This is a genomic window from Spirosoma arcticum, assembly GCF_054779955.1.
On sequence record NZ_BAAGXG010000017.1, the window covers coordinates 81456 to 103240 of the forward strand.

General features: G+C 54.6%; 25 protein-coding genes. 6 read left to right on the plus strand and 19 right to left on the minus strand.

Annotated features, from left to right (window positions below; all coding sequences use genetic code 11):
• Positions 1-3: 3 nt before the first annotated feature.
• The 6 genes from phnE (ACYVHB_RS27110) to ACYVHB_RS27135 all read right to left on the minus strand — a co-directional run bounded on the left by phnE (ACYVHB_RS27110) (position 4) and on the right by ACYVHB_RS27135 (position 5244).
• Entirely contained in the window at positions 4-822 is an 819-nt protein-coding gene (gene phnE, locus ACYVHB_RS27110; protein WP_461055025.1) for a phosphonate ABC transporter, permease protein PhnE, read from the minus strand.
• Complete coding sequence (locus ACYVHB_RS27115; protein WP_461055026.1) at positions 806-1537, minus strand: glutamine amidotransferase-related protein; 732 nt, start codon at positions 1535-1537, stop codon at positions 806-808. The genes phnE (ACYVHB_RS27110) and ACYVHB_RS27115 overlap by 17 nt, the downstream gene beginning before the upstream one ends.
• The gene (gene phnE / locus ACYVHB_RS27120) at positions 1534-2343 is read right to left on the minus strand and encodes a phosphonate ABC transporter, permease protein PhnE (protein WP_461055027.1); all 810 of its coding nucleotides are present in this window, start codon (positions 2341-2343) and stop codon (positions 1534-1536) included. Before phnE (ACYVHB_RS27120) ends, ACYVHB_RS27115 begins: the two co-directional genes overlap by 4 nt.
• Entirely contained in the window at positions 2300-3133 is an 834-nt protein-coding gene (locus ACYVHB_RS27125) for a phosphonate ABC transporter ATP-binding protein (RefSeq protein WP_461055028.1), read from the minus strand. Before ACYVHB_RS27125 ends, phnE (ACYVHB_RS27120) begins: the two co-directional genes overlap by 44 nt.
• Positions 3134-3572: 439 nt before the next feature.
• Entirely contained in the window at positions 3573-4250 is a 678-nt protein-coding gene (locus ACYVHB_RS27130) for a thiamine phosphate synthase (protein ID WP_461055029.1), read from the minus strand.
• 82 nt (positions 4251-4332) lie between these two features.
• Entirely contained in the window at positions 4333-5244 is a 912-nt protein-coding gene (locus tag ACYVHB_RS27135) for a phosphate/phosphite/phosphonate ABC transporter substrate-binding protein (RefSeq protein WP_461055030.1), read from the minus strand.
• Between the two features lie 189 nt (positions 5245-5433).
• Between ACYVHB_RS27135 and ACYVHB_RS27140 the strand changes: the two genes are divergently transcribed.
• The 4 genes from ACYVHB_RS27140 to ACYVHB_RS27155 are packed head-to-tail and all read left to right on the plus strand — an operon-like array spanning position 5434 to position 10552.
• Positions 5434-7260, plus strand: a complete 1827-nt coding sequence (locus ACYVHB_RS27140) for an ABC transporter ATP-binding protein (protein ID WP_461055031.1) — start codon at positions 5434-5436, stop codon at positions 7258-7260.
• 3 nt (positions 7261-7263) lie between these two features.
• Complete coding sequence (locus ACYVHB_RS27145; protein ID WP_461055032.1) at positions 7264-9126, plus strand: ABC transporter ATP-binding protein; 1863 nt, start codon at positions 7264-7266, stop codon at positions 9124-9126.
• A gap of 11 nt (positions 9127-9137) precedes the next feature.
• A complete protein-coding gene (locus ACYVHB_RS27150; RefSeq protein WP_461055033.1) occupies positions 9138-9674 on the plus strand; it encodes a P-loop NTPase family protein in 537 nt (178 codons plus the stop codon).
• On the plus strand, positions 9671-10552 hold the full coding sequence (locus ACYVHB_RS27155) for a uridine kinase family protein (RefSeq protein WP_461055034.1): 882 nt from the start codon (positions 9671-9673) through the stop codon (positions 10550-10552). Before ACYVHB_RS27150 ends, ACYVHB_RS27155 begins: the two co-directional genes overlap by 4 nt.
• A 9-nt stretch (positions 10553-10561) precedes the next feature.
• On the opposite strand, the gene ACYVHB_RS27160 is transcribed toward ACYVHB_RS27155, so the two are convergent.
• Complete coding sequence (locus ACYVHB_RS27160; RefSeq protein ID WP_461055035.1) at positions 10562-11125, minus strand: MOSC domain-containing protein; 564 nt, start codon at positions 11123-11125, stop codon at positions 10562-10564.
• 188 nt (positions 11126-11313) lie between these two features.
• Here ACYVHB_RS27160 and ACYVHB_RS27165 point away from each other — a divergent pair, with 188 nt between their 5' ends.
• On the plus strand, positions 11314-11646 hold the full coding sequence (locus ACYVHB_RS27165; protein WP_461055036.1) for an ArsR/SmtB family transcription factor: 333 nt from the start codon (positions 11314-11316) through the stop codon (positions 11644-11646).
• Between the two features lie 238 nt (positions 11647-11884).
• Here ACYVHB_RS27165 and ACYVHB_RS27170 read toward each other — a convergent pair whose 3' ends face one another.
• The 7 genes from ACYVHB_RS27170 to ACYVHB_RS27200 are packed head-to-tail and all read right to left on the minus strand — an operon-like array spanning position 11885 to position 17337.
• On the minus strand, positions 11885-12640 hold the full coding sequence (locus ACYVHB_RS27170) for a class I SAM-dependent methyltransferase (RefSeq protein ID WP_461055037.1): 756 nt from the start codon (positions 12638-12640) through the stop codon (positions 11885-11887).
• Positions 12641-12644: 4 nt separating this feature from the next.
• The gene (locus ACYVHB_RS27175; protein ID WP_461055038.1) at positions 12645-13097 is read right to left on the minus strand and encodes a GNAT family N-acetyltransferase; all 453 of its coding nucleotides are present in this window, start codon (positions 13095-13097) and stop codon (positions 12645-12647) included.
• A complete protein-coding gene (locus ACYVHB_RS27180; RefSeq protein WP_461055039.1) occupies positions 13094-13750 on the minus strand; it encodes a DapH/DapD/GlmU-related protein in 657 nt (218 codons plus the stop codon). The genes ACYVHB_RS27175 and ACYVHB_RS27180 overlap by 4 nt, the downstream gene beginning before the upstream one ends.
• Positions 13751-13758: 8 nt before the next feature.
• Complete coding sequence (locus ACYVHB_RS27185) at positions 13759-14562, minus strand: hypothetical protein (protein ID WP_461055040.1); 804 nt, start codon at positions 14560-14562, stop codon at positions 13759-13761.
• The gene (locus ACYVHB_RS27190) at positions 14559-15743 is read right to left on the minus strand and encodes an alpha-D-ribose 1-methylphosphonate 5-triphosphate diphosphatase (RefSeq protein WP_461055041.1); all 1185 of its coding nucleotides are present in this window, start codon (positions 15741-15743) and stop codon (positions 14559-14561) included. The genes ACYVHB_RS27185 and ACYVHB_RS27190 overlap by 4 nt, the downstream gene beginning before the upstream one ends.
• Positions 15744-15762: 19 nt before the next feature.
• Positions 15763-16482: a phosphonate C-P lyase system protein PhnL gene (locus ACYVHB_RS27195; protein WP_461055042.1), complete on the minus strand. Its 720-nt coding sequence runs from the start codon at positions 16480-16482 to the stop codon at positions 15763-15765.
• Positions 16483-16488: 6 nt separating this feature from the next.
• Positions 16489-17337: an ATP-binding cassette domain-containing protein gene (locus ACYVHB_RS27200; RefSeq protein WP_461055043.1), complete on the minus strand. Its 849-nt coding sequence runs from the start codon at positions 17335-17337 to the stop codon at positions 16489-16491.
• 53 nt (positions 17338-17390) lie between these two features.
• Between ACYVHB_RS27200 and ACYVHB_RS27205 the strand changes: the two genes are divergently transcribed.
• Positions 17391-17576 (plus strand): DUF433 domain-containing protein, encoded by a 186-nt coding sequence (locus tag ACYVHB_RS27205; RefSeq protein WP_461055044.1) that lies wholly within the window; start codon positions 17391-17393, stop codon positions 17574-17576.
• Between the two features lie 65 nt (positions 17577-17641).
• Here ACYVHB_RS27205 and ACYVHB_RS27210 read toward each other — a convergent pair whose 3' ends face one another.
• The 5 genes from ACYVHB_RS27210 to ACYVHB_RS27230 all read right to left on the minus strand — a co-directional run bounded on the left by ACYVHB_RS27210 (position 17642) and on the right by ACYVHB_RS27230 (position 21668).
• Entirely contained in the window at positions 17642-18559 is a 918-nt protein-coding gene (locus ACYVHB_RS27210; protein WP_461055045.1) for an alpha-D-ribose 1-methylphosphonate 5-phosphate C-P-lyase PhnJ, read from the minus strand.
• Positions 18540-19745: a carbon-phosphorus lyase complex subunit PhnI gene (locus tag ACYVHB_RS27215; protein ID WP_461055046.1), complete on the minus strand. Its 1206-nt coding sequence runs from the start codon at positions 19743-19745 to the stop codon at positions 18540-18542. Before ACYVHB_RS27215 ends, ACYVHB_RS27210 begins: the two co-directional genes overlap by 20 nt.
• A 2-nt stretch (positions 19746-19747) precedes the next feature.
• Positions 19748-20368 carry a phosphonate C-P lyase system protein PhnH gene (phnH, locus tag ACYVHB_RS27220; RefSeq protein ID WP_461055047.1) on the minus strand — a complete coding sequence of 207 codons (621 nt, stop codon included), beginning with the start codon at positions 20366-20368 and terminating at the stop codon, positions 19748-19750.
• A complete protein-coding gene (phnG, locus tag ACYVHB_RS27225) occupies positions 20365-20793 on the minus strand; it encodes a phosphonate C-P lyase system protein PhnG (protein ID WP_461055048.1) in 429 nt (142 codons plus the stop codon). The genes phnH and phnG overlap by 4 nt, the downstream gene beginning before the upstream one ends.
• A gap of 131 nt (positions 20794-20924) precedes the next feature.
• Complete coding sequence (locus tag ACYVHB_RS27230; RefSeq protein WP_461055049.1) at positions 20925-21668, minus strand: response regulator transcription factor; 744 nt, start codon at positions 21666-21668, stop codon at positions 20925-20927.
• Between the last annotated feature and the right edge of the window lie 117 nt (positions 21669-21785).

Consider the following 21785-nt stretch of genomic DNA (forward strand, 5'->3'; position numbering starts at 1 on the left):
ATTTTACTTTAATGTGTCTTGTCCTAATGCTTTGCTGCGCAGATAATCAGACACTTTCTCGACGGCGAAGACCAGAATGATGGTGAAGAAAATAAGCCCCAGCGCGTCGCGGTAGCGGACCAGACGCATAGCCATACTGATTTCGTAGCCAATGCCCGCCCCACCAAAAACGCCCAGACCGATGGCCGCCCGCAGGTTAATGTCGAAAGCGTAGAACAGGTTGGCGATAAACGAGGGCAGCACTTGTGGAATGACGGCGAACCGGATCACCTGCGCCTTACTGGCTCCCACCGAATACACCGCGTCGATGGGTTCTTTTTCAGCGCCCTCAATGGCATTTGCAAATAATTTTCCGAACATACCCACTGTGCCGACCGCCAGCGACATCATCCCGGCAAACGGCCCCAGCCCGACCGAAATCAGAAAAATCAGCAGAACAACCAAACTTGGAATGACCCGCTCGACGGCGAGCATCACACGAACCACAACCCCCAGCGTGGGGTGGGGCGTGGTGTTGCGGGCCGACAGAAACGCCAGTCCCAGCGCTACCGTGCTGCCCAGCAACGTGCCGAGGAAGGCCATGGAGATGGTTTGCAGAATCGACGTAACGATCTTCTTTTTCTGCCAGAGCACCTCAAAATTAGGCGGTACCATCTCGCCGACGAGTTCGGCCAAGTAATGAAAATCGGTGAAAAGGAGCAGCGGCTTGAAGTCGAAATAAGTGCTCAGCCCAACCACAGCTACAGAAAGGAGGACAAAGTAGGTCACCCGCTTCCGGTATCGTTCGGAGGGCAGGTATTGTTTATCAAGCGTAAGTTGCATGGCGATGTGATGTTTCGGCGGCTTTCTGCAGAAACGCCTGCAAAATCGGATGGGGCCGACCGGGTTGATGATTCAGTTGCGGATAAAACAGCATAGCCAGAAACAGGCCGTTGGGGCTATATTCGAGCATTTTGACTTCGCCGGTTGCGTCGCGGGCCGACACAATCATGCCGTTTTGGGCAAACACGTCGGCCTGGGCCGGATGCAGTCCGTAACTACAATGCGACCGTTCGTTGACGAGGTTGGCGGCTCCGTAAATTTGCTGGGTGAGCGTTCCCGGTACGGTCGAAAAAGCGATGTCCTGCCAGCCCAGTCCGCAGGCTGTTAGTTTTTCCAGAAAAAGGTGTTCGGTGGAAATAGTTACGCCTTCGTCGGGGTGGTTAACGGAAGCAAGATTGAACAGGTGCTGCCCAAACTCCAGCACGGCATAGCCTAAGCCGCTGCACGTGCCGAGAAACGGAATGTTGTTCTGGCGGGCGTACCGAATGCCGTTCAGCACGCCGGTTTTACTTTTATACGGCCCCGAACCCGCCCAAACACCCGAAAAATGGGCCAATACTGACCCCGGCTGTTGCACTAACTGCGCGGTCGGAATCCAGGTAAATGAGAACGGAACCGAAAGCTGCCACTGTTGCAACACCTCGACCGCTTTGACATGTGGCTCATAGGCCGGGTTATAGTCGCCCAGCAGTGCGATAGAAAACGGCTTGTTCATAGTTTCACTTCCGGGACATATCGCTTCCGTAAAAACGAGGACATCCGCTCCGACAAAAACACCAGCACTAAGGTGATGAGAATGGCGGTAGTAGCTCGCTGGTACTGGAGCGTCTGGAATGAGTAATATAGCTGATAGCCAATACCGCCCGCGCCTACTGCTCCCAGTAGCACCGACAACCGGATGTTGACCTCGAAGCGAAAGATGCTGTTGGCAATCAGCGAAGGCAGCACCTGGGGCAGTACCCCGTAGAAGATAACCTGCGCGTGGCCCGCCCCCACCGACCGGATCGATTCGAGCGTAGCGGGGTTAAGTTCTTCAATGGCGTCGCTGAATAGCCGCCCCAGCATACCAATGCAACCGATGGACATGGCCACCACGCCCGGAAATGGCCCCAGCCCCAGCGCCGAAATCAGCAGTAGCAACATGATGATTTCTGGCAGCGAACGCTCGGTGGCCAGGACGAATCGACTCGTGTTGCGTAGCCATTTGGGCGCAATGTTGGCCGCTGCCGCCAGCCCGAACAGCAGGGAGAGAACGGCACCGAAAACCGTCGCTAAGAAGGCCAGCAGCACCGTTTCGACGGCGGGTTTGAGCATGGCCGAAAATGCGTTCCAGTCGGGCGGGAACATAAACCCAAGAAACTCAAGCCCTTTGGGAATACCCAGCCGAAGCGCATTAAAATCCACTTTGCACGATACGCCTGCCCAGTAGGCGCAGAACGCCAGGCCCGCCAGCACGGCCCAAGCCTGTAGGGTTTGCTTACGCCGATAGCGGCTGTACGACCAGGTTTGGGTTGCCTTCATGAGTCGGTTGGGTTGGGATGCTTCGCTGCGCCGTTTCAATCTCCGACAGTTCGGCTCCGTAGAGGTCAACAAGTTCGTCGCGAGTCATTTTATTGTCGCCGTCGCGCACAATTCGGCCGTCTTTGATGGCAATGATGCGTGTGCAGAACTCCATAATCACATCGGGCTGGTGAAACACGCCAATGATAGGCATCTCCTCGGCCAGGGGCTGGAGGAGTTTCATGATCTTGCGGGCGTTGGTGGGGTCGAGGTTGGCGATGGGTTCGTCGGCCAGCAGAATTACGGGGTTTTGGAAAATGGCCCGTGCGATGGCCACTCGCTGCATCTCACCCCCGCTCAGTGAACCCACCTGCCGGTGGGCCAGATGGGCAATCCGCATCTTGTCGAGAACGGCCAGGGCCTGCGTGGCTTCGGCATCGGTGAAGCCATAGAAAATGCTGCGGAGCGGATTTATGTTACCCAACTGCCCAATCAGCACATTGTCAATGGCCGACAGCCGTTTGACGAGGTTGAAGCCTTGAAAGATGACCCCGATTTTTTGCCGGGCGTGTTTCAGTTCGCGGCCTTTGGCATGGGTGAGGCTAATGAGGTTATTCTGATTGTCAGTGAATACAACCTCGCCACTGGAGGGTTTGGTGAGTCCGTTCAGGCAGCGCATGGTTAAGGTTTTACCCGCTCCGCTGGGGCCGAGGATGCCCACGAACTCGCCTTTTTTCACCTTAAAGCTGATGCCTTTCAGAATGGGCACCCCGTCTTTGGTCGATTTGGTAATCTCTCGAACGTCTATCATATCAGCCAGATTCTACAGCGAAGGTAGGCCCGGCGTATTAGCCCTGATTAAGACGTTTGTTAGGGTTCGGTTAGCGAACGAGTACTTACAACTCGTGCGGATTGACACAATTCAGACCGGCGATGTGCTGAAAATCTTGGGTGTTGCGCGACCGACGTATTCCAATGACTACATTGGTGTCAATCAAATATCTCTGTCCCACTCGTTACGGCTCTGAGTTATATACGCTTGATATTTTTCTCCTTTGTCCTGACTAAATGTGCCAAAATAATCAGACGGTTTCTTCTTAGGTTTTTCCAGTTCCTTCAACTCCTGGTATTTTCCAGTCCTCAATCGGAATCACCGTCGGCCCTATGCGTCTGAAATGTATTATATGTTCATGAGTGCTGTCGGTTAAGTCGGTTTGTGAAAATATACAATCCGTACGCAGGAAGCCAGTTTACAACTCTTCGTTCACAATCGGCTCAGTTGTCTCAATCCGGTTTTTGATCAGGCTTTTAATGAGCCGGAACCGTTTGACGGCCTGCGGAATGTCGTGGGTCCGCTCAAACGTGGTCCAGATGTAACCGAGCAGGGCCATTCCGTCGAAGCCCACGTTAAACACATCATCGACTACTTCTTCCGTAATGCCACCCAGAGCAATAACTTCGGGGTGGCCATTTTTATGACCCAAAAAACGCTGTAACTCGTCAACCCGAAACTTGCTGTTGTAGCCTTGATTAGAAATACTGTCGAATACCGGACTCAGAAACAGGTAGTTGTAAATGGGCGGCATCCGCTTGATCTCCGGAATGGTATGCAGCGAAAAGCTGAGGTGGTTGAAGAGTCGGTCGTTGGTGGCGGATAAATTTCGGCTCTGTAGGAACTCGTCGTAGCTGTATTTCTTGGTAAAATGCGCCCCCCGCAGCCCATACTCGTCGATGAGTTCAAAATGCGAATGCAGCACCACATACGGCCGGAAGGGTTCGGCAATCCGCTCGATGTAGCGGGCCATCTGACGGGCCGTGTAATCGTGCTTCCGCAAATGAAAATACTGAAGTCCCTCGCAGAACAGCAGGTTTAAGACATGATGTTCGTCGGGGATGTCGCTGAAATTAGAAATGAGCAGTAGTTTCATGAACGGAAAATGTAGTGTAAAAGCCGCATTACCTGACTGGTAGGACTGCACCGGAGGTTCTATCAATCAGGTCTTCAATGGTTTATTCTTCTAACGTCAACCCTTCAACTTTGTTGGCCATGTCGCGCAGGGGCTGATAAAACGAGTCGTTTACCGGGATGTAGCCTACGCCGTAGGTGAATTGTGACTGTAGGGCTTTCATTGCTTTAGGGTTTCCTTTCGATACGTCAAGATACGCTTGCTGAATCCGTTTTTTCAACCCTTCATCTAACCCCTTGCGGACAAAAACCGGGCTGGGGGCAATGGGTTCCGACTCCCAGATAATCCGCAGATCACCTTTTTTTAGTTTGCCCGTTTTGATAAATCGGTCGATCAGCGCATAGGTAATAGCCGCCACGTCAACTTTGCCCGATAGTACAGAAAAAAGCGTAGCCGTGTGATTTGTCGACGTAAATACTTCTTTAAAGTCGTCGGGCATGATGCCTCGCTGCTGCAGGTAATAGCGCGGTACCAAATGGCCCGACGTAGAGGTCGGATACGCCCAGGAAAGAGTAATGTTTTTGGCGTTTTTAATTACGTCGTCGATGTTGCGCAGGCTTGATTTTGAGCTGGTAATCAGGCAACTTGTGTAATAACGCGGGTTGCCGTCGGTAGCCCTGGTGGTGGCGATGGCTTCGGCTCCGAACGTCTTCGAGGCCACCAGGTAGGTAAACGCACCGGCCGTGGACACATCAATCTTGTTGGCCCGCATAGCCTCGATAATAGCTGATGTATTGCTCATCTGGAGAAATTCAACCTCCCGGCCCAACTTCTCCGAAAAATACGCCTGAAGTATTTCCATCCGTTCGAAAGTTTGCTCAGTTTCTTCGGACACCAGCAACCCAAACCGAAGTTTTTTCGGATTGCCATCAGCCTGTTGGTCCGGGCCTCCGCAGGCAAAACAGAGGGCAATAAGCAGCCCGCATAGCAACACGTTGATGCGTTTCGTTTTCATAAACAATGAGTTAGCAAACGGATTATATGAAATGAGCAGGCAAGTTGGTTACGCTGTATGTCCGTTGCGTTAGGCGTTTGTAAAAAAACGATGAGGAGCCGCCCACAAGGAAGCCTAACCAATCGCTAATCTATTTCTGACATCCTGGTCATACGTTTGTTCCCGTATTGATACCAATAGCCACCGCATTTGAACAAAAATCTTAACGCCCTGCTGCGCGTACTGGGGCCGTACGGCAGGGCATACGCCGTTTCGGCGCTCCTGCTGATGGCCTCAATGGCCGCCCGCAGCCTTGAACCTAAAGTATTACAGGTGCTGGTCGATAACGTGTATGTCTTCCTGAGGTCGGGTGGCAAACAGGGCGGCTTTGCGCCTGACTTCGGCTCCCAAGCATTCTACGGGTTGCTGCCCGCCCTGACGCCCGACAACCTCAACCAGATTCTGATGCGGCTCGCCGTGATTTACTTGCTGATTGCATTCGTTCGGGGTGGCTTTCTGTTTGCGTCGTCGGCAATGAAAGAATCGTCTACGGAGCAGGCTATCAAACGACTAAGGGATCGGATGTTTGCCCACATCCAGCGAGTGCCTCTGCAACACCTGGCAACGGTGTCCAAAGGTGAACTGGTGCAGCGATGCACGGGCGATATCGACACGGTGCGGAATTTCTTCCGTCAGCAGATTAACGCCGTCTTCCGGCTGTCGTTTATGCTCCTGTTTAGCTTTGTAATGATGTGTACGCTGAACTGGCCATACGCCCTGATCTCGGTGATGCTTATCCCGGTGATTGGCCTGCTGGGCTACGTTTTTTTCAACCGCGAGCAGAAGATCTGGCAGCAACACGAAGCCGAGGCCGACCGGCTGAGTAACATGGTTCAGGAAAATCTGAACGGCATCCGGGCGGTGGCCGCTTTCGCTAATGAACAGTACGAAATTGAGCGGTTCGACCGGCAAAACCGCCGGAAACGCGCAATGGGCCTCAAACAGGTGTCGCTGCACAGCCTGTACCACCCGCTATCAGACTTCCTGGTCAACCTGCAAATAACCATTTCGGTGCTGGCGGGTGGCTATTTGGCGCTTACCCAACGCATTACCATCGGCGAACTACTCGGCTTTTTTGCGTATGTGACGCAGATTGCTTGGCCGATGCGCGAAATCGGGCGGCTACTCTCGCAGTTGGGCATGGCTTTCGTCGCGATGGAGCGGATTGCCGACATTCTGGACGCGCCCGTGGAGCAGGACACCGATGCTGAAACGGTCGGTCACCTCAACGGCGACATTGCGTTCAGCCACGTCACATTCCGCTACACGCCCGATGCCGAACCCGCCCTCCACGACGTTTCGTTTTACATCCGGGCGGGCGAAAAAATTGCGTTGATTGGGCCAACGGGTTCAGGCAAATCAACGATTATCAAGCTGCTGCTGCGTCTGTATGAGCCGAATTCGGGTGAAATCCGGCTCGACGGTCAGACCAGCACGACCTACGCCCGTGGGTTTCTGCGTCAGCGCATCGGCGTGGCCCTGCAAAAAGCATTTCTTTTCTCGACTACCATTCAGGGTAATATCGCCTACACCCGCCCCGAAGCGCCCCTCGAAGCCGTTGACGACGCGGCCCGCACGGCGCAGGCCCATGAGATGAAACACAAGTTCCCGGCCGGCTACCAAACCGTGGTGGGCGAAAACGGCGTCACGCTGTCGGGCGGGCAAAAGCAGCGGGTCGCCCTCGCCCGAACGTTGCTGGCCGGCCCCGACATCCTCGTGCTCGATGACACGACCTCGGCGGTCGATGCCATAACCGAGCACGCCATTTTTGAGGCACTGGCCGAACCCATGCAGGGAAAAACGACCATCATTATTTCGCACCGCATCGCGTCCATCCAACAGGCGCACCGCATTTTTGTACTGGAAAATGGCCGAATCGTGCAGCAGGGAACCGCCGACGAACTGGCCCGTCAGCCGGGGTATTACCAGCAGATTTACCAGATTCAGTCGGCAGAGGAGAACACACTTCACGTATAAACTATGGCTCTGCGACCTGAAGACGGACTATCCGAAAAAGAATTTACCCGAAAACGGGCACTTCTGCCGTTCCTGAAACGGTTGTTCGGCTACAGCCTGCGCTACCGGCGCTGGGTTGTGGGACTGGTGACGGCTGGGGCGGTAGAAGCGATCATCGACGCGATTTTTCCGCTCATCTGGCTGCGGTTCATCGATCAGTTCATCGTGCCGGAAGTAGCCCGGTTGGCTCAGCCCGGTAATCAACCGATTTTTACCGATCACGTCTGGCAGCAGTTTGGGCTATTTGCGGTTATCTACGGAGTGGCTATTAGTATACAGGCCGTGAGCGTGGGTTTCGTCAACCACTTTTCGGGCCGCATCAGCGAATACGTCATCTTCGACCTGCGCACCGATATGTTTACCAAACTCCAGCAACTGCCCTATGCCTTTTACGACCGGTCGGCCATCGGCTGGCTGCTCGTGCGGCTGACGGCCGACGTGGATAAAGTGGCGAACGTGATTTCCGAGGGTTTTGTGACGCTTATCGTCGGTATGATTCTGATACTGGCCAGTTTGGTTGCCATGTTTTCATACAGTTGGCAACTGACGCTAATTGTATTGTTTATTATGCCGTTGCTGGTCGTGTCGTCTACCCGAATCCGACTGTTGATGCTCGGTTTCACCCGGCAGGCCAAACGGTTTTACAGCGTCATGGCGGCTTTCCTGACCGAACATATCAACGGCATCGAGGTCAATAAAGCGACGGTTCAGGAAGGGCAGGCATCGGCTGATTTTCGCGACCGCACTGACCAACTTCGGCAGTCGGCGTACAAGGCCGCGCTGTACGCGTCGCTCTACAATCCGGTCATTATTGTGATTGGGTCGGTGGCAGCGGCTTCGGTACTGTACCGGGGTGGCCTGATGCTGTTCGGTTCAATGCTTTCGATTGGTATGCTGGCCGCTTTTTTTGCCTACGCCCGCTCCATTCTTGAACCGATTTTAGACCTGACGCGCTACTATGCAGCCACGCAGGACAGTCTTTCGGCGGGTGAGCGAATTTTTTCACTCATCGACGAACCCGTTACCATCGCCGACCAGCCCGGCGCAGTTGAGCTGCCCAAACTGCACGGCGACATTCGGTTTGAAAACGTCAGTTTTCACTACAAAGCGAGTGTCGGTCCAACCGACAAGCCAGTTATTAACGATCTGAACCTAACGATTCGGGCAGGCGAGTCCATTGCGCTGGTCGGGCCAACGGGTGAAGGGAAAACTACCCTGATGAGCCTGATCTGTCGATTTTACGAACCTACGGCAGGGCAACTTTTAGTGGACGGTCAGGATTACCGGCACTACACCCTGCGCAGCTACCGCCAGCGTCTGGGCATCATTTTGCAAACGACCTACCTGTTCTCAGGCACCGTGCGCGACAATGTGCGTTACGGCCGCCAGGACGCCACCGATGATCAGATCCAGGCGGCTTTGCAGAGTATCGGTGCCGATGAGTTCGTGGATCGACTGGACGAGGAAGTTGGTGAAGAAGGCAGTCGGCTTTCGGCGGGTGAGAAGCAGCTGCTGTCGTTTGCACGGACCATCTTAAAAGATCCTGACGTGCTGCTAATGGACGAGGCTACTTCGTCGCTCGACACGCTGGCCGAACAGAAGATTCAGCGTGGTATCCAGCAACTAACCAGCGGGCGCACGTCAATAATCATTGCCCACCGGTTGTCCACCGTTCGCCACTGCGACCGGATTCTGATGGTGAATCGGGGCAGCATCCTCGAAGATGGTAGCCACGAGCAACTGATGAAGAAACACGGGTTTTATCATGACCTCTATACCCGGCAGTTACGGAAGGAGATGCCCAATACGGAAACGCTGGACGTATAAACCATTAAACCATGAAGCGGGTTGCTATTTTCGGTTCACCTGGTTCGGGTAAAAGCACGCTGGCCCGGCGGCTGTCGGATAAAATGGGACTGCCGGTGGCGCATTTGGATACGTACTATTTTAATCCGGGATGGGTCATGAAACCGGCGGATGAGTTTCGGGTGAGCCTGAAGACCATTGTGGCCACCGACTGCTGGATTACGGATGGAAACTACCTTACCGAGTCGGGTCCGGCAGGGCGTATTGACCGGGCTGATACGCTGATTCTGCTCAACTGCCCGCGCTGGCGTTGTTTGTGGCGGGTGTTTCGGCGGTCGGTGCTGAGCTACGGCCGGGTTCGGGCCGATCAGGCGGCTGGTTGCCCCGAACGCTTCGACCTGGCATTCTGGCGGTTCGTTTGGAACTTCCCGGCTAAAACGGAGCGCATTCGTACCCTGTTGACGGGGCTGGCCGATCAGAAAGCAGTTTATTTTCTGAACAGTCCCGCCGACACGAACGTGTTTATAAGCCGCATTGCGTCTGAACAAACGGCTGCGAGTTCGGTATGAACGGCCCGATTGTCAGCACCTGGCAACCTGAAATTATAGGTGCGTTGGCCGACCGCATCCGAGCCGTTCATCGGGTTAACGGCCAAACGGGCCGTAACACTATCATCTGCATAGCGGGTGGTTCCTCTACGGGTAAGAGTACACAGGTAGCGCAGGGTTTACGGGAATGGATACAACCCGATGCACAATTACTATCGCAGGATAATTTTCAGTTGGGACGCGACTTCTTAGACTGGTCCGACCCGGTGTACGGATGGGATGCGCTCGAAAATTATGGCCTGCACGAAAGCCAGGTTTTGCTCACCAACCTGAAAGATAACCTGCCCGCCAAACTGCCGATTTACTCCTTTGCTGAAGCGTGTCGAACAGGTATGCAAGAGGTCCAACCCACATCAATTGTCTTGTTTGAGGGACTGTACGCTGGTTTCGGCCCGTTGCGCGGGGTGGCTGACCTGCTCATCTACGTCGAAGCACCGTTAGTGGCGCGCGTACTCCGGCGGCTGTTCCGGTCGTGTTTTGAGCGATACCAGGCCGACCCGACCCGCTCCCTGCGGAGCACGGCTACCGGGGGCGTATTGAAAGCCCACCGCGATCTGGTCCGTCAGCAGCGCCCCACCGCCGACCTAATCCTGCAAATGCCGTATCGCTTTGCCGATACCATCCGACGCTTTGGCCTAACCGAACAGGTACGTTCGTTTCGGTCCCAATCAACGCTGTTTTCGGCTTGTGTTGACGAAGATACTGAACTACAGGTAGTAGCCGACGGGCAGGGCGGGAGGCACCTGTGTCTGCTGCACCGGGCGGTGCTGTACTTCACGTTTCCGATTGATACTGAAACGTTCGACTGGTTGACGACGGCTGACTTAGCCTCTTTTTAACGGCCCAAACTACACCCGTTCCAGCTTTTCAAAAGGCTTCTCGGGAAGCGTAACGGTTATGGCATCGCCTGGTTTTACCAGTCCACTCACCAGAACAACGCCCATGATGCCTGCCTTGCGGATCAGTTCTCCATTCCCGTCTTTATCCAGAACGGCTTTCATTAAACCTTCCTGAATACCGTCTAACTGGTGGCATGGGTTTCTAAGCCCCGTAATTTTCACCTGGGCAAATGGACCAATTGTCAGAATGGTGTTTCTGGGTAAGCTGAGTAAGTCTATACCGTGTGTCGTAATGTTTTCCCCAATTTGGCCATTCGTAATGCGGAAGCCCTTTTCGACCAGTTCATCAAACAGCTCAGTATGGACTAAATGTACTTGCCTCAGATTTGGCTGCGTCGGATCTTGTGCTACCCTTGAGCGATGTTTGACCGTCCTGCCGCAGTGCGCATCGCCTTCTACACCCAACCCTTCGAGTAAGTGAATACTGTTGCGGTTGGGCTTCGACAGTGTGTGCGTCGGACTGCTGCTGACGGCTACTACAACGGATTTAGTCATATATAGAATGGTTTTCATCTACGAACCTGTTTAAGATAGTTACTCAATTCAACAATCGAGTACGGCATGATGCACCAGCCTCATTTACCTGGTTAACCGATAATCCCAAACCGTTTCTGTCCGATGTTTAGGTGCGCCGGTAAAACAAGTAGTACAGTTGTTAATCGTAATATTGCGATTAATATTCTATTCACTATATTTGCAGCATGGGAGCCACAAAAGCTGAAGTATTTACGGCCGAGCAAAATCGCATTGCGGACTTGGCCAAAGCCTTCGCTCATCCGGCAAGGGTTGCCATTTTGCAACTGCTGGCTCAACGACAAACCTGCGTTTGTGGGGATCTGGTCGATGAGTTGCCGCTGGCTCAAGCAACTGTATCGCAGCACCTGAAAGAGCTTAAACGCATCGGCATTGTCGAGGGTGAGATCGATCCACCCCGCGTCTGTTACTGTATTAACGAATCGGTATGGCGGGAGGCTCAACATTTGTTTGGTCAGGTGTTTGCGGCTTTCGCGCCTGATACAGCTTGTTGCGGATAAAAAATTTATTCAATATTATCGCAATAACACGATTAAGATACTCTGGAGTAGAGTTGTCCTATGTTTCACCGTTAAAACCAATTGTCATGGAAGAGCCAGAAGTTGTCTGCTGCCCGCCTGACTGCTGCCCCGAAGATGGTAGCGAGTCAACCTGCTGTTAAGCTGGGCGCCATACGGAGAGACTTTTTGGTCTCTCCGCTTTTTTATAAATCAAATTAGTGGATTTGCTTCCATTCGATTACCATCGACCGGCGTACACTACAGTCTTGTATTCGAACCGAATAAGGCCATTTTGCTGATGGTTGTTAAACAACCGACGCAGTTCGCGGATGGCGTCGGCGTGGGCAGGGTGGGTTTCGGCGTAGCTGTACGACGACGACAGGTAGCGGCCCGTCAGTCCGGTGAAGTCAAAATCCTGGTGATTGGCGAACGTGGCTGTCTGGTACTGCTCCGCACCAAAAAACTCATCGAACACGGCCCGGTCGATGTGGCGGTGGTGTACGTCGGCGTAATCCGTGGAGAACTGGTGCAGGAACTGGTCGTAGTCGCGCAGGAAGGGCGATGCTTCGCTGCGTTCGTTCCAGATGAGTGCTGCCCAGCCGCCCGGCTTCAACACCCGCCGGAACTCGGCCCCGGCCCGCGCCCGGTCGAACCAATGGAATGCCTGCCCCGCCAGAATCAGATCGGCGGAGTGGTCAGGCAGAGTGGTTTCTTCGGCGGTTCCATTGACGGAAATGAATGTCGGGTACTGAGCCAGCAGGTCTTCGGCAGCGGCCCGCATCTCGTCGTTTGGCTCCACACCCGCCACTACATAGCCCGCGCTCAGAAACAGCTCCGTCAGTTTGCCCGTGCCGGAGCCGATGTCCGCAACGTGCGCATTGGGTTGTAGGCCAAGCGTATTGCGGAAGAAATCGAGCAGTTGGGGCGGGTAGCCGGGTCGGTACCGGACGTAATTGGCAACCCGGTCGGAGAAACGGTGTGTGTTGTCGGTCATGGATTTATGCATTGCTGGTTACTGGATCGATACGTTTGCTGTAGCCGGTCGTCGTTATGCCCTCAAATCCTATTTTCGGATAAAATTGATGGGCCGCTTCCCGTTCGGGGCGGTTGCCGCTGTTAAGAATCAGCCGGGTAGCTCCCGTGTCGATAGCCCAACGTTCAGCGGCACGGATGAGCTGCTCGCCAATTCCCTGCTGCCGTGCTGACTGGCTGACGACTAACGCAATGATTCGCACAAAACAGCCGTCGTGTTCAAGACTCCAATTTTTTGACAACCCAATCAGGCCAACTGCTTCCGTTTGATTATTGGCCAGTAGTACTCTGTAGTCGGGGTGAGCAGTAATGGTGGCCAACCGCACAGCCATCTGTTCTGTGGTACTTGGGTAGCCTAATTCAGTAAGGAGCTTTAGCAAAGCCGGAATGTCGTTGGGGGTTGCGTCGCGGAGAATCATACAGCGTATTTTTCCAGAAACGACGGTACATCCAGCAAATCAGAAAATCGCTCAACCAGCGTTGGCCGGTCCCAGTCCCACCAGGCAGTGGCCAGCAATTTCTCGATCACCTCATCAGGAAACCTTTTTTTTATGACTGTTGCGGCCACGCCCACCGCTACCTCATACGGCTCTACGTCCTTGGTAACGACGGCCCCGGAGCCAATCACGGCTCCCGTCCCGATTGACACGCCGGGCATGATGATGGCCCCGTGTCCAATCCAGACATCGTGTCCGATCACACAGCGGTGTTCACGTCGCCAGTTGAAAAATTCTTCGTCATTGACCATGTCGAAGCCGTACTGAATCCGGCGGTAGGTGCTGTGGTGCTGCGTCACGCGCCACTGCGGGTGGTTACCGGGGTTGATGCGGCTGCTGTTGGCAATGGAACAGAACTTGCCCACGTCGGCATAAACGATGGATACGTTGCCCGCCGTGTAGCTATAATCGCCAAAAGTTGATTCGGAGAGTGTAGTGTGCGGGCCAAGGGCCGTCCAGCCGCCTACTTTGCTTTTATGGACGCGGCAGGTGGGGTGTATGCTGGGTTCTTGGCTCAGCATTTTCGGGCCAGCGTGGTCGGCTTCGACAGGAAATCGGTCAATATGGTGGAGCATGACAGGGGTTAAACAAACGAATATACCGGATAACCCGGTTTGGTCTGGAAATCGGCTAAGTGCGGGTACTTGCGTAGTTCGGTGGTCGAGATAGTGAAAAACAGCGGCTGTTCGGCCAGCGACTGATTGACGGCTACGCAGGTCGATACAAGCCGGTGCTTCTCGTCGTCGGTCAGGTCGGCTTCGAGGTAGGCCAGCGTGATGTGGCCAATGAACGGCCGGGTACGCCGGACAGTTAGCCGGGCCAGGTTCTCATCGGCGTAGAACTGCTCACGGAAATGCAGAATCCGCTCATAATCCGCTTGCTGGTCGAAGATGCCGAGAATGCCTATTGCCCCCGAAAACAAACTTAGCCCTACCAGGCGCATCCGAATCGGCTCCGGTTCGGTGGTGGTCGAAATCTGGTCAAAAGCCGTCTGAATCAACGATGGATACTGCTCTTCTAAGCCATTGGCCACAACGTTTTCCCGGAACCGGTCGTCAGACAGTGTGTTGGCAACGGTCTGGTGAAAGCTGTCGGGGGGCAGTAGAAAACAAGTTTCGGGCAGATCGAAACAGGACACCAGTTGGTGTTGCATATTTTGTAGCCGGTCGCTCAAGTCGGCATTGCTGGGGTTGGTGTCCACCATCGACACCACAGCATAGCCTTCATACGACAGCCCGTGCCAGTTTCCGTCTTCATAGGCAAATTTGCCGGATTGGCGGAGTTGCCTGGCCCGATAGGCGAGTTGTTCAGGGGTTGTTTCGCGGACTTGCCGTTCCTGGTATGTCGCGAAATCCAGTTCCGGCACGGCGGGTTTTTCGAGGGTCATACCAGTTCGGATTGAGTCGGATTGGGGACCAGTTGCATACTGGCCCGCGCCGACAGGTTTCCGTTTACGAAGGTGTGCGTCACCAAAGGCACCCCGTTCGAGGTGTTCACCAAGATCAGATCGGCCTGTTTGCCCGGTTCGATGCTGCCCGTGCGGTCGGCGATGCCAACCGCCTGCGCCACATTGCGCGTCGCTAAGTTCACGGCTTCGGGTAGGGCGATGTCTCCGGTTGCCAGCTGAAATACGGAGTGGAGCATGGCCGGTGGGTAGTAATCGGAACAGAGTGAGTCGATGGCTCCGGCCCGGATACCCGCTTCGATGCCCAGGTTGCCCGACAACGAGCCGCCCCGCAGGACATTGGCCGCGCCCCCAATTACGCTCATACCCAATTCTTTACCCCGTCGGGCCGCTTCCATCGACACCGGAAATTCGCAGATGCGGATACCGGCGGCATACATCTCATCCACTTTTTGGGCTGTATCGTCGTCGTGCGAAGCTACGGGAATGCCGTTGGCCTGCGCCAGGCTAACCAGACGTGCAAATTGCTCCTCAGACAGCCGGGGCGTGGCCTGCATTTCGGTTAATTTCTGTTGTGCTTCGGCGTCCGACAGGCCGTTGCGGGCCATGTACTTCAGGAAATTAGCAACGCTCGTCTGCCCCTGACCCGGCGTGTGGTCCATGACCGAGAGCAGACCGACTAGCCCGTTGGTAATCAGGTCGAGGGCCGTTTCGTAGGCATAGACGCCCGTGAGTTCAAAGCGCAGGTGGATTCGGTTGTTGATCAGCGTCGGCTGCTGAGACAGGGCATGAACCTGCTCAAAAATCTCGCGTCGGGTGTATTTACTGTCCGAATTGTTTTCGGCAACGGCATAGCCGAGGTGCAGCGAGTGATAGACCGTCGTGATGCCGCAGCCGCTCATCCGGCGTTCGAGTTCGCGGAAGGCTATGTCAATCGGAAAATCGGCGCGACGGCGGGGTGAAATCTCGGTATCCATCGCGTCGGTGTGCATATCGATCAGGCCGGGCATCAGCCACTGCCCGCCCGCATCAATAACCTGACTGTCGGTAGGGTACAACGCGGTGGTTTCACCCAACTCAGCGATCTGGCCGTTCTCTATGTGCACGCAGCCATTTTCGAGGATGCGTTCCGGTAGGACAATTCGGGCGTTAACGAGAAGCATAACGAAGGAGTATGGCGGTTTAATTCATGTTCAGGCTGTTGGTAACAATACTACCTTCGCGGAGTTCGATGGTCCGGTCGGTCATGCGCTCGAGCGTATAAGGGTCGTGCGAGATGCACAGCACTGACGTGCCACCCGCTTTGAGCGCGGTAATCATGTCGATGACTACGTCTTTGGTTTTCTGGTCGAGCGAGGCTGTGGGTTCGTCGATGAGCAGTAGCCGGGGCTGGGCAATAATGCTACGGGCGACGTTGATGCGTTGCTGTTCGCCCCCGCTAAAGGTGGCTGGGTAGGCATCCCACAATTCTTCGGGCAGACCCAGCCGGTCGAGGTAATCACGCGTTTGTCGACGCGCTTCTTCCCGCGCCACACCCCGCCGAAACAGATTGGCGGCTACCACGTCGATAGCCGATACGCGCGGAATCACGCTCAGGAACTGCGAACAGTAGGTAATTTCGTCACGCCGGAGAGCGATAACCTGGTGGTCAGTGGCTTGCACAAGGTCGATGGGTCCGTAGCGCAGCGAATCGTACCGGATTTCTCCGCTGGTAGACAGATAGGTCCGGTAGATGCTTTTCATCAGCGTCGATTTGCCGGAACCCGACTTGCCGACCAAGCCTACAATCTCGCCCGGTTCGATTTGGAACGAAACGTTGTTGAGTGCGTTGATTCGCTTATTGTTCAGGATGTGCAGGTCGAACCGCTTGGTGTACTGATTGACTTCGAGGATGGGAGTCATAGCTGTTTATAAAAGAGAACTAACCAGCAACTGCGTGTAAGGGTGCTGCGGGTCCTGCAAAATCTGGTCAGTCAGGCCCTGCTCCACGACGCGGCCATTTTTCATCACCAGCGTCCGGTCGGTGAGCATTCGGATGACGCTTAGGTCGTGCGACACCACAATCATGGCGATGCCCAGTTCCTGCTGCAACATCCGAATCATATCGAGCACTTTGGCCTGCACCGACACGTCGAGGCCGGTTGTGACTTCGTCCAGAAACAGTAGGGGCGGGTTGTTGGCGATGGCTTTGGAAATCTGCACCCGTTGCTGCATTCCCCCGCTAAAACTGGCCGGGCTGTCGTCTAAGCGTTGCGTGGGCACTTCGGTTTGCGTGAGCAGTTCGGTGGCGCGTTCGCGGATGCGACCGACGTTGAAATTGCCCGCCATGAGCAACTTCTCAGCGATGTTGCCACCCGACGAAAACCGGAAGTTCAGCCCATCTTTTGGGTTCTGGTACACCATGCCCATCAGGTGGTTACGGATGTAGCGTTTCTTCTGGTTCGACTCGGTCAGGATATTGGCCCGACCGTCGGCGTAATTAGCGAAGTAAGCCGCGCCCGCCGTGCGTTCGAGGTCGAAGTACAGCAGCCGTATGAGCGTACTTTTGCCCGAACCGCTTTCGCCAACCACGCCCAGCACCTCGCCTGGGAACAGGTCGAGGTTGATGTCAGCGCAGGCCACGATGGCATCGGTTTCGGGGCAGATGTTGGAGTTGAACAGCGGGCCGGTTTTGCGGATCGAGTTTTCGTTGGGCTCGCCGTAAATCTTGGTTAGCCCTTCCACTTTAAGGAGCCAGGTATCGGTGGTGTTTTCCATTGCTTTTCTATGCGTACCAAAATGGTTAACTTTGGCAAAAACAGGTTATTGTTATGCTACTCGCCCGTATTACCGTTGACCTCGAAGTCTGTCACGGGAAACCGGCCATTCGCGGGTCAAGGTTGTTGGTTATCACTGTTCTTGAACTACTTTCCAGTGGTATGACCTGGCCCGAAATCATCGCCGACTACCCCGGCCTGGAACCAGATGATATTCGGGCTTGTCTTTTCCGGGATTAACCGGCGTACCGGTCAGCATGAAAAAAGCCGAGGAAAGCTGAGAATATTAGGTTTTTATTAACTCATTACTCCGTCCCCAACTCATCCAGCACTTCCTGCAAATACCTGTTTCCCCACTGCACCGGGCGTTGCTTCAGTTCGACTAATTTATCCAGAAAGTCGCTGTCATTAATGACGTGCCGGAACGCGCCGAGGTCGTTGTACAACTCGTCCATGAACGCCCCGCCCGTGCCTGACATCGAGCAACGGATGTTCAGAAACTTTTCGATCTTAAACTTAACATCTTCAAATTCCAGCGGCTTCACAGTTGTATGGGGCGGTACAGCGTAGATTCGTTTCTCGCGCCCGGCCCCGAACAGGTACAGACAATCGCTCTGGTTGAGGTTCGGAATGTCCCAGCGTGGGATGGGCGAAGGCGACATGATATACCGGCCGTTGACCATAACCGGGTAGCCCGCGCCCTGCATGGTGTCGCCGTAACGAACGAAGGCTTCGTAGAGCGAGACCCACATTTTGGCATAGTCGGCCTCGCCGTGCATCTCGCGGGTTTTGTTTTCGTAGCGTTCCACCGAGCGCAGGGGTTCGGGCTGCGGCACCTGAAAAATCAGAATTTGGCGGTCGGTCAGGCGTTCTTCCGTGATGCGGTGGCGCGTCTGAATCAGCGTGGCTTCGTGGGTGCTGAACGTGGTTTCGCAGTTGGTGACGCGCTTCACAAAATCGCGCAGGTTGCAGGCGTTCACGCTGGCATCGCTGCCCTGGTCGATGATTTTGAACACATCCTGTCTGCCGATTATGGACAAGGTCACGTGCAGACCGCCCGTGCCCCAACCCCGCGCAATGGGCATCTCGGGCGAGGAGTAAGGCACCTGATAACCGGGTACGCAAATTGCCTTAAGTAGTTTACGCCGGATTTCGCGCTTCGTGCTTTCGTCGATGAACGCAAAGTTGAACTGCTGGTTGAATTTAGGAAACGAGGGCGTCATGGTCGATTAGAGAGTCGGCGGTTTTAGTTACGGAAGGTTCGGTCTCAGTCACGGTCTGTTCTGACCCGTTCTTGCGGACAGCCTGTTTCTTTTTGTCTTTCTCAACGGCTTCGCGCACGTTGCTCAGGCCCGACTGGAAGGTAACGTAGTGCGGCAGCTTGAGGTGGTTAGTGAAGCCCATGGCCTCAATACCGTCGGTGTGGTACAGCACAAATTCCTGGTCCTGGCTGGGAGCATCTGGTGCACCCATCCGCATCGCCCGGTCCAGAATGCCCATGCAGATCGCTTTAGTTTCGTTCTGGCCGAAGCACAGACCGTAGCCGATGGCGTAGTACGGCACCGATCCCGCACCACGCCCGGTTTTTTTGCCGGTTTTGGCTTTGGTAATCATTTCGGCTTCGGTGACACGGACTTTGCCAATGTAACGACTACGGCCTTTCGGGTCGGTGACGCGCACGTCCACTAATCCAACGCGCAGTTCGCCCACCGTGGGATGAACGCCCCCGTGTCCGCGCATACTACTGTAGCCGAGGGCCATAATTCCACCCGTTTCGGCGCGGGCCAGCATCTGGAGCCTTGCCGAACGCGGAGCCGGAAACTTAACGGCTTCGCGGGTAATGTCCACCAGCCGAGTGTCCTCATCATTACCCACACCCTTCAACAAACTCTGTTCGCGCAGCAGGTCAATTACTTTGCCGAAGGTCGTCACGGCCCGGCGATCACCCTCGCTGATGCGGCTCTCGAACTGGGTCAGGAATGCCTGCACCTGCTCGTAGCTTTCGTCGGCCAGCCGGGTGTCGATAATGCGTTGCGTATAATCATAAGTTGGTCCCAGCACCTGCCCGCCCGGAATGTCGCGGAACGACGACGAGATGCGCCGTTGCACAAACATGGCTTCGGTGTTGATGACAGCTGAATAATACCGGCGCGAGAGCGTAGCCCGGAACGCCCGCATGATAAAAGCGGCTTCCAGCACGTCACCTTCCACCTGCTTGAGAGCCAGTGCGCCGTATTCGGGGGCATAGAACGAACCTTCGCCCATGATTTTGTCAATCGCCAGTCGGAACTGCGCCCGCAACTGGCTAATCTGGATCGGGGGCGTCTGGTCTTTCAGCCGGTAAAACTCAACGAGGTCGATGGAGTTGGCAATGGCTTCGGTGCCTCCTTTTACTGCAACATATCCCATAGTCAGTTTTCAGTTATCAGTTCTCTGTTAGTCAGCACAAACTGATTGGAACGCGGAATGCACAGAATCTGGTCGTTGGCGTCGGTCAGGATGGTGTCGAGGCCCAACGGATATTCCGCATTTTTTTCGCGAATCGTAAGCAGCAAGTCTGGATTCAGCCCCTGCACAAATACCCTCCGTTCGCCGTTTACGCCCGGCCCCCGCAGAGTAAGTACTATTGAGTTGGGCTGAGGTTCGTCGCTGATCGCTGCTACGTCAATGACCACGAACGCGTTGGTTTCGGGGTAGCTCAGCGTACCGATTTTGGCCTGTTCCAGCGCATCTGATGAGGATTGACCTGGTAGAAATAGAAAATCAGCTTCGTCAGCTCTGGCCGGTTGGGAAGCCATATTGGTCACAAAGTAGTTGGCGACGGCGTCCGGGTTTTCAGCGGAATAATACGTCACGTCGGCGTTGAGCAGGGCTAGCCCGATCAGGGCCGACGCCCGGTTGAGCGACACGGGGGGGTCGATGTCCACGCCATTCAGCGCATTAAGTTTACCGGGCCGGGCCATGCTGTCCATGATGAGCCGGAAATGCTGCTGGGCGTCAAAAACTTCGTCGTAGGTTGTTTCGCGGATCATGCTTGTTCCATCAGTTTAAAGTCCACCTTGGTCCGCATAATATGGCTGAATTCCGTTTCCTCCTGCTGACGGATCAGCACGGCTTGTTCGGATAGAAACTGCTGAATCGGGCTTTGCTGCGCGTCGTTCTGGGCCAGAGCGGCTTCGACCACGGCCATGCAGTAGGCCCGGTCAGGTTCGTCGCCGAGACAGATGCCATAGCCAATGTGTCCGTTGATTTCGACTTCGCAGTCGGTAGTAAGCGCTTCGCCCAGGTAGAACTCCTGGCGTTCGACGGAGTCTTCGGCCCGAATCATGGTCAGGCAGATGCCGGGAGCTTTGAGAAGGGTAGGCTGGTAGTGGGTCAGCAGCCGGGTTGTCTCCTGCTTCAGGTTATCCAGCGGGCACTCACATAAAATGTAATCAATTGGTTTGTCCTGCTCCATAAACAGCGTTGCTCTGATGAATGAGCAGGACAAAAGTCAGGGAGATTTATTCAGATTTGATTAGCGAACCGATAGGGTTTAATTACTCATCGGCTTTTCGTGGCCCGGCGAAGCGTCGCCCAGCCTGCTCATTATTCCTGCATTCGGTAGCCCACGCCCCGGACCGTTTCCAGATAGTCTTTGTAGGGGCCAAGCTTCTTGCGCAACCCGGCTACCTGCACATCAATGGATCGCTCGGTAGCAAAATAATCAATGCCGTTCAGCTTCTCCATAATCTGGTTACGGGAGTAGACCCGACCCTGGCGACTGATGAGCAGTTGTAACAATCGAAATTCAGTGTAGGTTAAGGCCAGTTCGTTGCTTTCGATAGACACCTGGTGATTTTCAATGTTCATGACCAGGTCTTTGAAACAGAGCAGTTTATCGCTTGCTATTTGGGGCGGAGTCGAGGCCGGCAGTTGGGGGATCAATACCGCCATTGGCATAGCTGGTTTGGCTGCGCTGGAGCGGTCTATTATTTTTCTGATACGGGTAATTAGTTCACGCATCCGAATGGGCTTGACCAGGTACTCGTCAGCCCCCAGTTCGAGGGCTGTCACGGCATCAATCTCGTCGCCACGAGCCGTTAACATAACAAACGGAATCTGCGATAGGAGGGGGTCACGTTTCAGAACCCGACAGAGGTCCAGGCCATCAATGTCGCCCATCATCCAATCCGAAATGATTAGATCAGGCGCTGATTGCTGAATGATTTTCAGGGCTTCCTGGCCTGAGGTAAAGGTTTCGACGGTCGCTCGTTCCTTTTCGAGGTTATATCGGATGAGTTCCAGAATGTCTTCTTCGTCATCAATCACGACGATCTTTGAAAACTTCATGATTTCGTGCGGTTAACAGCCGGAACGATCATCCGTTCCCCTGGTTGGCGCGTTGCGTTATTCTAAAAAGAATACTCGATTATAAGAAACGGATGGCAGCTAAGTTAGCAGTTCATT